We start from the raw sequence: 12989 nt of genomic DNA, 5'->3' as shown, positions 1-12989 counted from the left end.
CCTTTCGATGGCTCGATTGGGTGGTTCCGAGGCAGGTTTATCTTCTTTTCTCTTTCATCTTTTCCCTGATGGTTGGAAGCCATCATGCTCTAGATAGGGAGAGATGATATTGAAGATCCTTGAGGGATCAAATCGAAGAGTTCATTCGTTGAATATTCGGTGGTTTTGATAACTTTTAAGAATCTGGGAATGGATTCTTTTAACGTGTCGTGGGTAAATTCAGTTCATTTAAAAAGAAATCTACGCCGGTGTAAGGGGTTACACCTTTCTCGGTTAGACAGTTTGTCCCCTGTCCTTTTCGAAGGTCTTCGCTTTTCATGGCAAAGACCTTTCTTGCTTGCCTCTCTGCAAAGCGTGCGGTCGTCATTGCACCACTTTTAACATCGGCTTCCATAATCACGACATGACTTGACCATGTGCTGATGAAGGGTGAGGGGGGTCAGACACGTGTCTGCCCCTCCCTCCTCTTTCATCGCAAAAAAAGTGTCCGCCGGAGGCGGACACTTCATGGGGTCAGAGAGGGGTCTGACCCCGTTTACACTCCATTACACCGTTCTAATTCAGCCCCTCAACCACCTCATCACTTACCGCACTCGTCCCACCGAGTATTATAAATGTATCAGCTTCTAGCTTCTTCAGTGCTTCTGCCGTTTCGTCCGGCATTGCCTCTGGTTTAACAAGGAGCATAGCTGCATCCTGTTTTGCTGCAAGTACTGAGCCTGTTAGGGCATCAGCGAAATCCATGCCTGTTGCGATAAAGACCTGCTTCGATGCATTAAGTTCCGTTGCAATAGCTGCCGCTGTTCCAAAGCGGTTTTCACCTGCAAATCGCTCTGGAGCTGGTAGATCGCCAAGCAATTGTTCACTGATAACAGCTTCTCCACCAGCAACAATGGATCCGTCTACGCTGCGCAATGCTCGCAACGTTGTTTTCGGAACGCTATCTTTTTTCGTGAAAAGAATTGGATACCCTTTTTCTGCTGCATAGGATGCTGCAGCGAGTGCATCAGGAAAGTCCATACCGTTTGCTACGATCGCTTTATCAGGGTTACCACCAAGGCTTGCCTGAATATTAGCGGCTGTTTCAAAACGGTCGTCTCCGTAAATTCGTTTTACTTTCAAGTCCAGTCCTTCAAGCTGATAGGAGATAAACTTTGGCACAGCTTTGGTACCACCTAAGATAATCACGTTTTTAGCTCCAAGTCGCTTGATTTCATCTTTTACTGACTTCTCAAGTCCCTTTTCTTTCGCTAGAAGAATTGGAGCATCAAGTTTATATGCCAGTGGAGCACCAGCTAACGCATCGGCAAAGTTATCTCCTCTTGCAATCACCACTGTATCCGCTTTATCCCAGCCCTGTTTCGAAATTTCGACCGAAGTCGCATAACGATCATCCCCGAATAAACGTACAGGTTCCTTCGGCTCAGGATCGCCCGCTTGGGACGTTACTTTCCATGTATATTCCTTCGTGTTCTTACCAATTGCTCCGCCATCATTGTTAAAGATTTCGTATTTGTTTTCTTCTGAAGGTGAAATCGAAATTGGAATCTCATTTTCACCATTCTCGAGCTTTACTTCATGTGAGAATGACATATCGTCGTTCACAATTACTTTTTCACCATTAATTGTGAGGTCGCCTTCTTTAATCGCATTCCCTTTGAATGTCACCGTATCTCCTTCAACAATTGCTCCTGTTTCAGGGGAAGTGACAACAACAGGCATGTCAATCCAGCGAAGAATTTCATCTTCTACTACCATTTTATTGCTACCCTGATTTGTTACCGTTATTTTCAGATCTGTACCTTCTGCACCGTAACCGTAATAACTCACATCGTCATCTGACTTGTCGTTACGTGTGTGATCGGCAAGGCCTTCCTGATCCCACGACTCACCTTTTACATACTTGTACGTTAAAACAGTTCCTTCCGGGAATGACTTTTGCAGCTCCCAGTCCGGTGATACAGCACCATTACGCGACATTTCCCATGCACTTGTACTCCAGCCGTTTTGACTGCCAGGCATGGTGACTTTCGCGCTAAGTGGTGTATAATCCGGCGCGTGAACTTTAAACGTTACATCAACCATCACAATATCCGGTGTAATGGAAACTTCGTTTGATGCTGTCTGATTTCCAGCCTGATCGTAAGCTACCACTTTATACGTATAGGTTTTACCATTCTGAACAGCAAAATCGGTATAGCTGACAGCCTCGACATTTTCTAAAAGTTCAATCGTCTCAGCATCCCGCTCAATCGCTAGAAGGTAGGGCTCATCAGGACCTTCAAGTGTCCAATTTAATGTAACTTGTCCGGATTCCTTCAGTGGCTCATCAAGCTTAACGGCCTCAGCAGGCGCTTTCGTATCATCTTGATTTTGAGAAAAGACAACTTCCTCTGTATTCGTTGTTTTCCATGTTGCACCACGGTCTGTTGAGAATGAAAAGCGGTATGAATACGTGCCTTTCTCAATTGGACGGAAATCAGCTTTGAACGCATTTGCATCATTATCTCCGCCCTGGCCTGTGTAAGATGCTTTCGTTTCAGTCCAGTCACGGTCTCCATGCTTCATCTGAAGCTTCCCAATTAAACCTTCTGCAAGACCTGTCTCTGTTGCTCCTGCAATCTTTACAGTCGCTTCAACCGTGAACGTTTTCGATAGATCAAGTACTTGATCTTCCACAGCTGTAACAGAACTAATCTCATATTCTCCATCTTTCCATTCAAAATGAGGCACAGCTGCACTTGTCGTTTCTACTTTAACCGACTCGTTGCCATCCCGATCCAAAGCGGTTACGGCAAAGTAGTACGCTTGCCCATTCGTCAGGTTATCGACTGTAACAGATGTTTGATCTGTCACTGCCACTTCTTCATACATCGCTCCTTGAAGCGTTGATTTGTAGACTTTATACTGTGCTGCATCACCTGTCCAGGAGAGCGTTGCACTTCCTTCTCCTGCTGCAGCTTTCAGCTCACTGACTGCATTTGGAAGTTCGAAGTTCTGGTCCTGATCAGCAATCAGCATCCGTCCTGTCATCGCAGGAATCGTCACGCTTACCTTGCCATCCTTCACTGTTACTTTATAATCCTTTGCTAGTCCGTCGGTGAACGCAATGTTATTTTTCAAAACATCTTTCACATCAAACTCAAGTGTTTGCGCGTTGTTGCCACGGTTCACTGCAATGACAGCTGCACCGTCTTTACTGGTGCGAGCAAACGCATACACATCGCCTTCTGCGTACAATGTTGTCAGTTCGCCGTATGCGAGAAGATCAGCGTTTGCCGTTCGAACTGCACCTGCATCCTGATAATGCTTCAATAACTCTTCATTTACATCGCCCCATGGATATGTGCGGCGATCATCCGGGTCCTTAGAACCTGTAACTCCCGCTTCATCACCATAATAAATCGTTGGTGCGCCAGGGTATCCCATTTGTAAAATTGCCGCTAGTTTCAGACGCTGCACGCCGAGTTCATGATCATAATTCGGATCAAATTCCGCACGCTCATACGTGTCTGTTCCCCCGCCAAGAACGTAGACGGCACGTGGTGTATCGTGCGAGCCCATCAAGTTCATAAGCGCATGGAAGGCTTCCTTAGGATAGTCTTCTTGGACGGCCATCAATTGTTCATCCGCACTTGCTGCATTTCCGCTCTTCAGGAAGTTCAGAATCGCGCCTTCGAAACGGTAGTTCATAACTGAATCATATTGATCTCCAAGGAAGTATTTCGAAGCATCATCCCAGATCTCTCCGAGAATGAGCGGTTCCTCCCCTTCTTTAAGTGTGGCACCAGTGCCAGCCATTTCCTCAGACTTTAATTCGTCGCGGAACTCGCGCCAGAACTCCATATCCACTTCATTGGCTACATCAAGGCGCCATCCAGATGCACCGTTTGTTAACCATGATTTCGAAGCAGAGTCTTCGTCATACATAATGTAATCAGAGAATTTCTGATTGTTCAATTCACTTGCGTAATCAACAGCTTCCCCTTCAACACTCTTGATTTCAGGGAGTGAATCATAACCCCACCACGCCTGATAATCGTAGCGTTCGTTGCCGTTTTCATCGACCACTTTTTCATTTTTAATATTGAACCAGTTATGGAAGCCATACTCATCATTAAACGTCTGGCCCTCTTTTTCTAGTTGCTTTCGCGCTTCTGTCTTTGCATCTTCTTCACTCATGCCATCATTCATCAAGTCATAAATGAGAGACCAATATTCATAAGCACCAACTACGTCATATTTACCATAACGATCAAAATAAATGGAATCATCACCAACATGGTTGAATACCCCATCCATGATCAAATGCATATTTCGCTTTTCAAGTTCATCTGTAAAAGCCTTGAACTCTTCTGGTGTCCCAAACATTGGGTCAATCGATTTCCAATCCGCTGCATCATACTTGTGGTTTGACGCTGCTTCAGCAATTGGATTCAGATAAAGAGTGTTAACACCGAGCGACTGAATGTAGTCGAGCTTTTCTTGAATCCCTTTTAAATCACCACCAAAGAAATCGTTGCTCCAGATTTCATCTCCTTCATACCCTGTACTGTCAGCAAGTCTCGGATTGTCTGGAAGCTCTCCCCAATTCTGATGTTCAATCGGCTCATTCCCTCTTGCGTTTACTTTCGCATCATCGTTATCCGGATTTCCATTGTTAAATCGATCCGGGAAAATTTGATACACAACCGCTTCTTTCATCCAATCTGGTGTTTCATAACCTGGATCAAATACCGTTAATTGATACAGCTCAGCATTCGCATCAATTGCTTTTCCTAATGCGCCCTGCTTCGTATCTTCCCCGTATTCTGCCTTCGCAGAGCCGTCTCTGACAATAAACTTGTAGCCATACAGGCCTTTTTCTTCAGGCGTTACATCTGCCTCCCAGAAATCAAGACCATCAGCTGTTGTGGCCTTTTCCATTGCAACGAGTTTGCTAGTTCCTGTATTTTGATTCTTAATATACAGGTCCGCTCCCGTGAGGTCATCTTTCTTTGCTGAAAGACGGAGAGTCACGGTTTTGCTTTTTTGTATGGCACCGAATGGAGCCCGGTAAGCTTCTTCCCATGAGTTATGTAGAAGACTCGCTTTTGAGATCGCCCCGTCAGACCCTTCTGCACTGTAATCTGTGCTTACATCTTTTGTTTCAGAGTTAAAGAAGAACGTAACGTTAGCATCTGTAAGGACATTTAGCTTCGCATTTTCTGCAGGATAATCTTCACCCCAGGTATTGCCAAGGACCACTTTATATTCATAGTTTCCTTTAGGAACCATTTCCGTAAAAGTGTAAACATTATCATAGTCATCATCTGTTAGAAGAGCTGTAGATTGCTCTGGACTCCATTCTGCTCCTGCATCAATCGCAGGTTGAATAGACCCGGCAAGCCTCGGCTGCTTTTCCTTAGCTATTGGTGTGTAATTAGTAGAGTTCGCTACTGCATGCGTCCCATCATGATAGTAAAATGTGACAGTAGTGGCCTCAGAGAGTGTGAGCTTTAAATTTCCTGTTCCATCTCCATAGCTTTCACCCCACGATTGGTTGATTGCTACTTTGTATTCATATGTTCCTGCTGGTAGTTCTGCTGTAAGTTCATAAAAGCCATTTCCCTTCGCTTCCATTATCGTTTCTTCTGCAGCAGGATCCCATTCCTTTGCAGCACCAAGCTCGTCCTGCAAATCACCAACAAGCGTAACAATTCGATCATTGGTCGGTTCACCAATCGTAAACGTACTGTTGTCATTTCCGTTTGGATTCATAGGATCTTTCATCCATTCTCCATTGACGATCAACTTGTACTGGTGTTGTCCGTCGGATAAATTATCAATCTTTAAACTCCAGACATTATCTTCACCTTTTTCAAGTGGAAGTGCACCATCCTGCCAGTTTGTAAAATCCCCTGCAACAAGAACGGTTTCTTCGCTCCCATCCCCTTCATACATGAACTTTGCGCTCGATCCATCAATAATTGGACTTCCTTCTGCCGCCTGAACCCCCGGTATCGCACCTGCTAGCAGTTGCAATACAAGCACAATAGCAAGCCACAGTGAAAGACCTTTTCGATTACGCCGTTTCATTCTTTTCCCCCTTAAGCCACATAGTTGCGAAACCGTTTGCGCATTTCCGTAAAAATAAGGAAATCGTTTGCATTTTTAAAAAATAAAAAAATAAGCGATTCTAGTTCCAAGAATAAGCAAACGCTTTCACGTCTTATTTTGCCACATCTTCTGGAAGGAATCAACTTATTTTTGTTAAATTATTCTACTTTTCATACAATTCAATCGGTAGTCCATCCGGGTCAGCAAAAAAGGTAAAGCGCTTATTCGTTAGTTCATCATACCGAATGTCTTCCATTGATTGAATTCCTTTTGAAGTCAGATATTGAACAGCTTCGTCCAGATCTTCCACTTCAAACGCAAGATGGCGTAGCCCTCTTGCTTCAGGATAACTCGGCCTCTCCGGCGCATCTGGGAAGGAAAACAATTCGATGCGCGTGTGCTCTCCCACAGCAAGATCCAGTTTATAAGATTGACGGTCTTCCCGATACGTTTCTTCAATAATAGCTAGCTCTAACATATCAACATAAAAAGCTTTAGAACGTTTATAATCGGAACATATAATCGCTACATGGTGTAATTTTGTAAACATTTCCATCACCTCTTTTTTAACAATACGGAGGACCAATACAATCGTCAACAAAAATCCCCGGGTTATCCCGAGGATTTGTCTAACATAGATTATAAAAGTGATTCTGCACCATCCACGTACATCGCTGTGCCTGTCACATGGCTTGAAGCATCGGAGGCAAGAAAATAAACAACATCAGCTACTTGATCAGCACTACCTGATTTCTGCTCAAGTGGATGGGCTCCCTCTGGATACTCGACCGGAATTTCGATTTTTTCAACGCTTTCCTTTCTATCAGTGTTTTGTTCAATGTTTGTATCAATCGCTCCAGGGCAAATTGCATTTACACGAATGTGATACTGTGCAAGCTCAAGTGCAGCCATCTTCATGAACGCAACCTGACCTGCTTTTGACGTACTATACGCGGACATTCCAAAATTAGAGAACGTTCGGTTTCCGTTGATGGAACTCGTAATGATCATACTTCCACCGTTTTTCTTCATATAAGGTATGGTGTGTTTCATCATTAGAAATGTACTCTTCAAATTGGTGTGAATGGTTTCATCCCATTCCTCTGCTTTCATTTCTTCAATTGAATTTAACGTACCGTTAATTCCTGCATTGTTAAAGAGGATATCAATCTGTCCCCACTCTTTCACTACCTGTTCAAGTCCATATGTAACGCGTTCTTCATCGGAAACGTCGATATCGAGTACAAACGCATCCCCACCCTCTCGAATAATCTCATCTTTCACATTTTCTGCACGGCTTTCCTTTAAATCAAACAAACAGACGCGAATGCCTTCTTTCGCAAAGCGCTTTGCGGTATCTGCTCCGATTCCAGAGCCACCACCTGTTATAACGGCCACTTTTTTCATTGATAACCCTCCTTTTTTCTTTCTATACCCGATGACTTAACTAGTTAGACAATTTTACCAAAAAAAAGAAAAGACCTGCTGTGAGGTCTTTATTTGTCACATTCACAAAATTCACTTTATTGCTCCTCTGTTTCGTCATTCGGCTGCTCTTCTGTACCATCCATATCTCCTTCATCCTTGTTCCCATCTTCATCCTGATCGCCTTCTTTAGTTCCATCTTCATTCATATTATCATCGTCTTCTTGGTCAATTGTACCATCATCTTCGTTAACATTTTCGGCATCTTCTGGCGCACCTTCTTGCATTTCAGGATCTTCTACGGGTCCTTCTTCTTCATTTGCATTCGAACATCCTGTTGCAAGTCCGATCGCAAGAGTAAAGGTTAATAGAGTCATTAGCCATTTTTTCATACTTTTCCTCCTTGTTCGTTATACTCGTATTGTTTCCAATACGTATGCAACTATTCAAGAGCAATAAATGATTCAAATCGGATAATTGACAAAAAAAGTCAAATAAAAATGAGTTTTCCCTACAAAAAACAACACCTTTTTTAGGTTTAACGAACTATGATAATAGTATCAATTTATGCAGTCGTTGCATTACAAGAAGGTATCCTCCAGAAAAAGGAAACCATTTTTGAAAAATATGGACGCAAAGTAACAGATCTAAGGGAGCGAGCAAACAGCTCCTATGATGGTTGTATTACCTGGATCCATTACAAGGAGGGTTGACATGAGTGTACATACGGAGGATAAGCTTGATCAAGAATGGATTGAACTCATCAAGGAGGCAAAGGAGCTAGGGTTAAAAATCGAAGAAATTCAATGCTTTCTTCGACAACAGAAGTATTCATAGGAACGTAAACGAAAGCGACATTATAAAATGTCGCTTTCGTTCTATTTACGGAACAATTGCACACTGCTATAATAAATAACAACGGAGAATTTTGTCGAAGTACAGGAGGGGTAACAAAACATGATAGGTGAAGAAGTAAAAAAATACCGTTTACGTAAAGGACTATCACTTTCGGAATTAGCAGAACGCGCAAATGTTGCCAAATCGTATTTAAGCTCAATTGAACGAAATATACAATCTAACCCCTCTATTCAATTTCTTGATAAAATATCGAATGTCCTGGATGTTTCAGTTGAGACGCTCTTACAAGGTGATGATCCCATTCACCAAAATGAGCTAGATTCAGAGTGGAAGAGACTTGTGAAAGAAGCGATGAATTCAGGCGTAAGTAAAGATCAATTCAAAGAATTCCTGGAATTTAACAAATGGCGTGCAAACCAGGGATCAGATAACTAATGTACGGACTAGGAGCCATCATATATGAAGGCTCTTATTGTTTAAACACAAGTATAACTAGCCAGTATCCATTTAAAGTTAAATGAAGTGTATAAATTATAGAAGCAAAACCCCAAAAGAACCCGGATAAAGCCGGATTTAATGTACGGTTTGATTACTAAAGTATACCTGATGATGTGGGGGTGGTATGGGTTACACTCAAATTAGGGCACAATCTTATTCCGTCGTGTTTCATATTTAGTCTTATATTCATAAAGTATGCCTATTCTCATTCCATTTGGGTAGGAATTTGCTTACTTCTAATAATCTCATTTAGTTCTGCATAGAGCTCTTTCTCATCCTTCATCAACCCCCTTATGTCCTGCTCATTGTTCTCAAGAGAGTTGACCTTTGTGAGAATAAATGCTAAATCACATTTCCCCTTGTATTCATCATTAATGTAAAGCCTGCATATCTCGTTATCTAGAGAGATGATTTTAATTCTCTTTCCAAGAATATAAGATACAAATGTCCCTTCACCCAATTTTATCATCTGCATTCCTCCTTACTTTTTTGAGGAATTGACAAGAAATCGCTTTACTTCTTCCTTCGATAGACCAATTTTTATTGCAATTGAAATAAGATCTACCCACTCCTGATCCAATTTTTCGTCAGTATGCGTCCTCATTCCCATCCCCCTTATTAAATTCTCCAATAACCGACACCAATAAAGAACGTTTTGTTCTTTATTTAGAATACACATCTAATATAGTCTTATTTTGGAAGTTTAAAAAGACTGAAAATTCCTTATTTAAGGCTTTTAACACCTATTAAACTTCTCATCTTTTCTAGTTACTTCCATTCTCTTATTTTTTTAAAAATTTTAGTAATTATATCCAACAATTGATCTAAAAACCATGACAATTGTTCTGTTTACAGAACAATGCGTTCTTGATAAAATTAAGTTATTAAATAATGATAAAGTAGAGGTATGGGAATGATAGGGGAAAAAATTAAACTTTATCGTAATCGAATGGGTTTATCCTTAACCGAATTAGCAAAGCGGGCCGGGGTCGCAAAATCCTATCTTAGTTCTATTGAGCGAAATCAACAGGCTAACCCATCTATTCAATTCCTTGAGAAAATAGCTGCAGAACTTAAAGTCCCGATGGAAGTTTTTATTCTCGAAGAAGAGAATGATGAGCCGGCGCTGGATACAGAATGGAAAGAATTAATTGAAGAAGCCATGCGGTCTGGCATTACAAAAGAGGACTTTGCGGATTATTTAGAGTTTAAGAAGTGGCAGCTGAATAGCAAAAACGATTGAAGCAGGCCGCGATCTGCTTCATTTATTTTTCTGGGCATTAAAAACTCCCGTCCAGAAAGGACAGGAGATCATCGTTTATTCAGCAGAGTTCTCGGATTTTTCGTTTGTAGCAGGCTCTTCCGTGTTGCTTCCGTTGTTCATTGAGTTGTTTTCTTCTTCTCCACCACCATTGTTACAGGCTGTGATCAACATAACAGCTACTAACGAAGTTGCAATTTTGAGCATGAAGTTCTTGTTATTCATTTCCAAAATTCCTCCCTGAACTCAATAGTTTTGACCGCTAAGTAACGGTTGAGTAAATCATATCAGGTCAAAAAGGGAAAATGTTGAAATTTACATAGTCTCTATAAGCGTTTTACATAGTAAGTACTTGTGTAATAAATTCAACATAAAATGAACATTTAGGAGAGTAACCTGTTAGCAGGACTTAGTGGGTTGCGGAGCTGATCCTGAAGGTTAAATAACTGTCGGCATATGAAATGAAATAATACAAAAAAGCCATTGTTAAACACTAAGGCGCTTAACAATGGCGTAATGAATTCAAAACAGTTGTTTGTTGAACTATTTTTACTTTAGCGCAAACATAATTTCTGCTTCTGCTGCTATTTCTCCGTCGACTGTGGCTGTTGCTTTTCCTTTGCCGATTGGTCCTTTGATTCGAATAATTTCGACTTCAAGGCGAAGCTGGTCTCCTGGCTTCACCTGTTTTTTGAATCGGCACTTGTCGATTCCGGTAAAGAAGGCGAGCTTTCCTTGATTTTCTTCTTTCTTCAACATTGCGACAGCCCCTACTTGTGCAAGAGCTTCCACGATGAGGACACCCGGCATTACCGGATAATCAGGAAAATGACCATTAAAGAATTCTTCGTTTGCTGTAACGTTCTTTATACCGACCGCTCTGACTTCTTCTTCCACTTCTAAAATACGATCTACTAGTAAAAAAGGGTAGCGATGCGGGATAATTGATTTAATTTCTTCACTATTTAACATAAATGAGTCACCCTTCCTTTATTTCTTTTCTTTCTTCACGATATCGGTTATTTTTACCCAGGTTTCTTTCTTAAACACATCGCCTGGGCTTCCATCACCAATCACACCGTAGCCGATCATCGCTCCTGCTACAAGTGAAGCAACGAGCAAGAGAACCACGAGAAGTAGGCGCAACCAGATCGGGATGAACCGATTTCTTGGTCTGCGCTCTACTTCTTCCACTTTATTATTCGTTTGTTTGGCCTCTTCATTACTAAATTCGCTCCGTTCAGAGGTCTGGTTCACCTTTTCATGGTTGTTCGCCATTATGATTACACCCTTACGAATAGTTTCCATTTCTTGTTGTATACGTTAGTTAAATAAACTTCTTCTTAGCAATTTTGTCAATATGCTCAAGCATAAGGCCTGTCCCTCTTGCAACACAGCTCATTGGCTCTTCTGCAACAAGTACTGGAACCATCAGCTCTTCAGCAAATAGCTGATCAATACCATGAAGCAAAGCGCCACCGCCTGTCATAATGACACCGCGGTCAATGATATCTGCTGAAAGTTCAGGAGGCGTTCGTTCAAGTACGCTCTTCGCTGCCATTACCATGTGCGAGATCGGCTCCTGAAGTGCCTGCTGGATTTCATCAGACTTCACTGTAATGGTACGCGGAAGTCCTGACACCATGTCACGTCCGCGAATATCAAGCTCTTCGTTCCGGCCGCCTGGAAATACCGTTGCAACGTTAATCTTGATTTGTTCTGCAGTTCGTTCTCCAATTAAAAGCTTATACGTTTTTTTAATGTAATCAAGAATCTCGTAATCGAACTTGTCCCCAGCCATTTTAATGGAAGAGGCGGTGACGATATCGCCCATTGAGAGAACTGCGATATCTGTCGTTCCACCGCCAATGTCCACTACCATATTACCGCTTGGCTGAAAAATATCCATTCCTGCTCCAATTGCTGCCACTTTAGGTTCTTCTTCAAGAAAAATTTGTTTTCCACCGCTTTTTTCTGCAGCTTCTTTGATTGCCTTTTTCTCTACTGATGTAATATTGGTTGGTGTGCAAATCAGAATACGCGGCTTTGATAGAAAGCTTTTTACATTAATTTTGTTCAAGAAATGTCTAAGCATCACTTCTGTTATATCGAAGTCTGCAATAACGCCGTCTTTTAAAGGACGTGTGGCAACGATGTTTCCAGGAGTCCGGCCGACCATTTGTCTTGCTTCTTCACCAACAGCAAGTGCTCTTCCAGTTTCAGTGTTAATGGCTACTACTGAAGGCTCATCAAGAACAATGCCTCTGCCCTTCACATAAATCAGTACATTCGCTGTACCTAAATCAATCCCTATATCACGTGAAAACATGACTTATCCTCCCTGTGTTCTATAACTCATCTATTGTTCCAGTCCTAGTATGTTTAAATAGCCTATCCATTAGTATATTGTATCACAAAAGTAGAACAGGGAAGAAACGATTTAGAAAAAAATGTCGTTTTCAGGGTATTATTTGACAGCTTCTTCTTTTTCCGTATCCTTTCTATATTTTATTCTAGTCGCTTCGCCGCCGCGGAGATGGCGTATCGATTTATGATACTCGAGAATGCCCTTCACCTCATTGGCAAGGTCTGGATTGATTTCTGGCAGACGTTCAGTTAAATCCTTATGAACGGTGCTCTTTGACACTCCAAATTCTTTGGCGATCACCCTCACCGTTTTCTTCGTCTCCACGATGTAATTTCCAATCTTGATGGTTCGCTCTTTGATGTAATCGTGCACACCACTCGCCTCCCTAAATTGGATGTGAGAGATGCGAAATGAGACTGATAAAGTGATCATGCTACGAAGCTCTAGTCATCAGGTCGACCTACATGATGTCAGGAGTAT

Annotated in this window: 15 protein-coding genes and 1 riboswitch; of the genes, 3 read left to right on the top strand and 12 right to left on the bottom strand. The window is 41.9% G+C overall.

Annotated elements, in window-relative coordinates; genetic code table 11:
* Positions 1 to 199: 199 nt before the first annotated feature.
* The 5 genes from ABFG93_RS23110 to ABFG93_RS12945 all read right to left on the bottom strand — a co-directional run bounded on the left by ABFG93_RS23110 (position 200) and on the right by ABFG93_RS12945 (position 7916).
* Complete coding sequence (locus ABFG93_RS23110) at positions 200 to 367, bottom strand: hypothetical protein (RefSeq protein ID WP_431522091.1); 168 nt, start codon at positions 365 to 367, stop codon at positions 200 to 202.
* Positions 368 to 555: 188 nt separating this feature from the next.
* Complete coding sequence (locus ABFG93_RS12960) at positions 556 to 6078, bottom strand: alpha amylase N-terminal ig-like domain-containing protein (RefSeq protein WP_347548439.1); 5523 nt, start codon at positions 6076 to 6078, stop codon at positions 556 to 558.
* A 184-nt stretch (positions 6079 to 6262) separates the two neighbouring features.
* Positions 6263 to 6649, bottom strand: coding sequence for an SMU1112c/YaeR family gloxylase I-like metalloprotein (gloA2, locus tag ABFG93_RS12955; protein WP_347548438.1), 387 nt, complete (start codon positions 6647 to 6649; stop codon positions 6263 to 6265).
* Positions 6650 to 6738: 89 nt separating this feature from the next.
* On the bottom strand, positions 6739 to 7506 hold the full coding sequence (locus ABFG93_RS12950) for an SDR family oxidoreductase (protein ID WP_347548437.1): 768 nt from the start codon (positions 7504 to 7506) through the stop codon (positions 6739 to 6741).
* Between the two features lie 116 nt (positions 7507 to 7622).
* The gene (locus ABFG93_RS12945) at positions 7623 to 7916 is read right to left on the bottom strand and encodes a hypothetical protein (protein ID WP_347548436.1); all 294 of its coding nucleotides are present in this window, start codon (positions 7914 to 7916) and stop codon (positions 7623 to 7625) included.
* 205 nt (positions 7917 to 8121) lie between these two features.
* A riboswitch (cyclic di-GMP riboswitch) is annotated at positions 8122 to 8216 on the top strand.
* A 22-nt stretch (positions 8217 to 8238) separates the two neighbouring features.
* On the opposite strand from ABFG93_RS12945, the gene ABFG93_RS12940 reads away from it, so the two are divergent.
* Entirely contained in the window at positions 8239 to 8361 is a 123-nt protein-coding gene (locus ABFG93_RS12940) for an anti-repressor SinI family protein (RefSeq protein WP_347548435.1), read from the top strand.
* Positions 8362 to 8481: 120 nt separating this feature from the next.
* Positions 8482 to 8817 (top strand): helix-turn-helix domain-containing protein, encoded by a 336-nt coding sequence (locus ABFG93_RS12935; protein WP_347548434.1) that lies wholly within the window; start codon positions 8482 to 8484, stop codon positions 8815 to 8817.
* Positions 8818 to 9085: 268 nt separating this feature from the next.
* On the opposite strand, the gene ABFG93_RS12930 is transcribed toward ABFG93_RS12935, so the two are convergent.
* Both ABFG93_RS12930 and ABFG93_RS12925 read right to left on the bottom strand, forming a co-directional pair.
* Positions 9086 to 9349, bottom strand: coding sequence for a hypothetical protein (locus tag ABFG93_RS12930; protein WP_347548433.1), 264 nt, complete (start codon positions 9347 to 9349; stop codon positions 9086 to 9088).
* Positions 9350 to 9361: 12 nt separating this feature from the next.
* Positions 9362 to 9484: an anti-repressor SinI family protein gene (locus ABFG93_RS12925; RefSeq protein ID WP_347548432.1), complete on the bottom strand. Its 123-nt coding sequence runs from the start codon at positions 9482 to 9484 to the stop codon at positions 9362 to 9364.
* 309 nt (positions 9485 to 9793) lie between these two features.
* On the opposite strand from ABFG93_RS12925, the gene ABFG93_RS12920 reads away from it, so the two are divergent.
* The gene (locus ABFG93_RS12920; RefSeq protein ID WP_347548431.1) at positions 9794 to 10123 is read left to right on the top strand and encodes a helix-turn-helix domain-containing protein; all 330 of its coding nucleotides are present in this window, start codon (positions 9794 to 9796) and stop codon (positions 10121 to 10123) included.
* A gap of 75 nt (positions 10124 to 10198) precedes the next feature.
* Here ABFG93_RS12920 and ABFG93_RS12915 read toward each other — a convergent pair whose 3' ends face one another.
* The 5 genes from ABFG93_RS12915 to spoIIID form a co-directional block, all read right to left on the bottom strand.
* Positions 10199 to 10366: a hypothetical protein gene (locus ABFG93_RS12915; RefSeq protein ID WP_347548430.1), complete on the bottom strand. Its 168-nt coding sequence runs from the start codon at positions 10364 to 10366 to the stop codon at positions 10199 to 10201.
* Positions 10367 to 10690: 324 nt separating this feature from the next.
* Complete coding sequence (fabZ, locus tag ABFG93_RS12910) at positions 10691 to 11113, bottom strand: 3-hydroxyacyl-ACP dehydratase FabZ (RefSeq protein ID WP_347548429.1); 423 nt, start codon at positions 11111 to 11113, stop codon at positions 10691 to 10693.
* 18 nt (positions 11114 to 11131) lie between these two features.
* Positions 11132 to 11419 carry a DNA-directed RNA polymerase subunit beta gene (locus tag ABFG93_RS12905; protein ID WP_347548428.1) on the bottom strand — a complete coding sequence of 96 codons (288 nt, stop codon included), beginning with the start codon at positions 11417 to 11419 and terminating at the stop codon, positions 11132 to 11134.
* Between the two features lie 49 nt (positions 11420 to 11468).
* Positions 11469 to 12470 (bottom strand): rod shape-determining protein, encoded by a 1002-nt coding sequence (locus ABFG93_RS12900; RefSeq protein WP_347548427.1) that lies wholly within the window; start codon positions 12468 to 12470, stop codon positions 11469 to 11471.
* Positions 12471 to 12608: 138 nt separating this feature from the next.
* Entirely contained in the window at positions 12609 to 12881 is a 273-nt protein-coding gene (spoIIID, locus tag ABFG93_RS12895; protein WP_048311390.1) for a sporulation transcriptional regulator SpoIIID, read from the bottom strand.
* Positions 12882 to 12989 lie beyond the last annotated feature (108 nt).

This window comes from Pseudalkalibacillus hwajinpoensis, from assembly GCF_039851965.1.
Classification (GTDB): Bacteria; Bacillota; Bacilli; order Bacillales; family Guptibacillaceae; genus Guptibacillus; species Guptibacillus hwajinpoensis_E.
The sequence above is the reverse complement of the archived record's forward strand: the minus strand, read 5'-3'. Positions and strand labels throughout refer to the sequence as shown.

Excerpts from the sequence above, each read along its gene's own strand:
- ABFG93_RS12905 (WP_347548428.1), bottom strand. The coding sequence starts at position 11,419 with ATGGCGAACAACCATGAAAAGGTGAACCAGACCTCTGAACGGAGCGAA.
- ABFG93_RS12920 (WP_347548431.1), top strand. The coding sequence starts at position 9,794 with ATGATAGGGGAAAAAATTAAACTTTATCGTAATCGAATGGGTTTATCC.
- ABFG93_RS12900 (WP_347548427.1), bottom strand. The coding sequence starts at position 12,470 with ATGTTTTCACGTGATATAGGGATTGATTTAGGTACAGCGAATGTACTG.
- ABFG93_RS23110 (WP_431522091.1), bottom strand. The coding sequence starts at position 367 with ATGACGACCGCACGCTTTGCAGAGAGGCAAGCAAGAAAGGTCTTTGCC.
- ABFG93_RS12960 (WP_347548439.1), bottom strand. The coding sequence starts at position 6,078 with ATGAAACGGCGTAATCGAAAAGGTCTTTCACTGTGGCTTGCTATTGTG.
- fabZ (WP_347548429.1), bottom strand. The coding sequence starts at position 11,113 with ATGTTAAATAGTGAAGAAATTAAATCAATTATCCCGCATCGCTACCCT.
- ABFG93_RS12930 (WP_347548433.1), bottom strand. The coding sequence starts at position 9,349 with ATGATAAAATTGGGTGAAGGGACATTTGTATCTTATATTCTTGGAAAG.
- ABFG93_RS12950 (WP_347548437.1), bottom strand. The coding sequence starts at position 7,506 with ATGAAAAAAGTGGCCGTTATAACAGGTGGTGGCTCTGGAATCGGAGCA.
- gloA2 (WP_347548438.1), bottom strand. The coding sequence starts at position 6,649 with ATGTTTACAAAATTACACCATGTAGCGATTATATGTTCCGATTATAAA.
- ABFG93_RS12925 (WP_347548432.1), bottom strand. The coding sequence starts at position 9,484 with ATGAGGACGCATACTGACGAAAAATTGGATCAGGAGTGGGTAGATCTT.
- ABFG93_RS12940 (WP_347548435.1), top strand. The coding sequence starts at position 8,239 with ATGAGTGTACATACGGAGGATAAGCTTGATCAAGAATGGATTGAACTC.
- ABFG93_RS12935 (WP_347548434.1), top strand. The coding sequence starts at position 8,482 with ATGATAGGTGAAGAAGTAAAAAAATACCGTTTACGTAAAGGACTATCA.
- ABFG93_RS12915 (WP_347548430.1), bottom strand. The coding sequence starts at position 10,366 with ATGAATAACAAGAACTTCATGCTCAAAATTGCAACTTCGTTAGTAGCT.
- ABFG93_RS12945 (WP_347548436.1), bottom strand. The coding sequence starts at position 7,916 with ATGAAAAAATGGCTAATGACTCTATTAACCTTTACTCTTGCGATCGGA.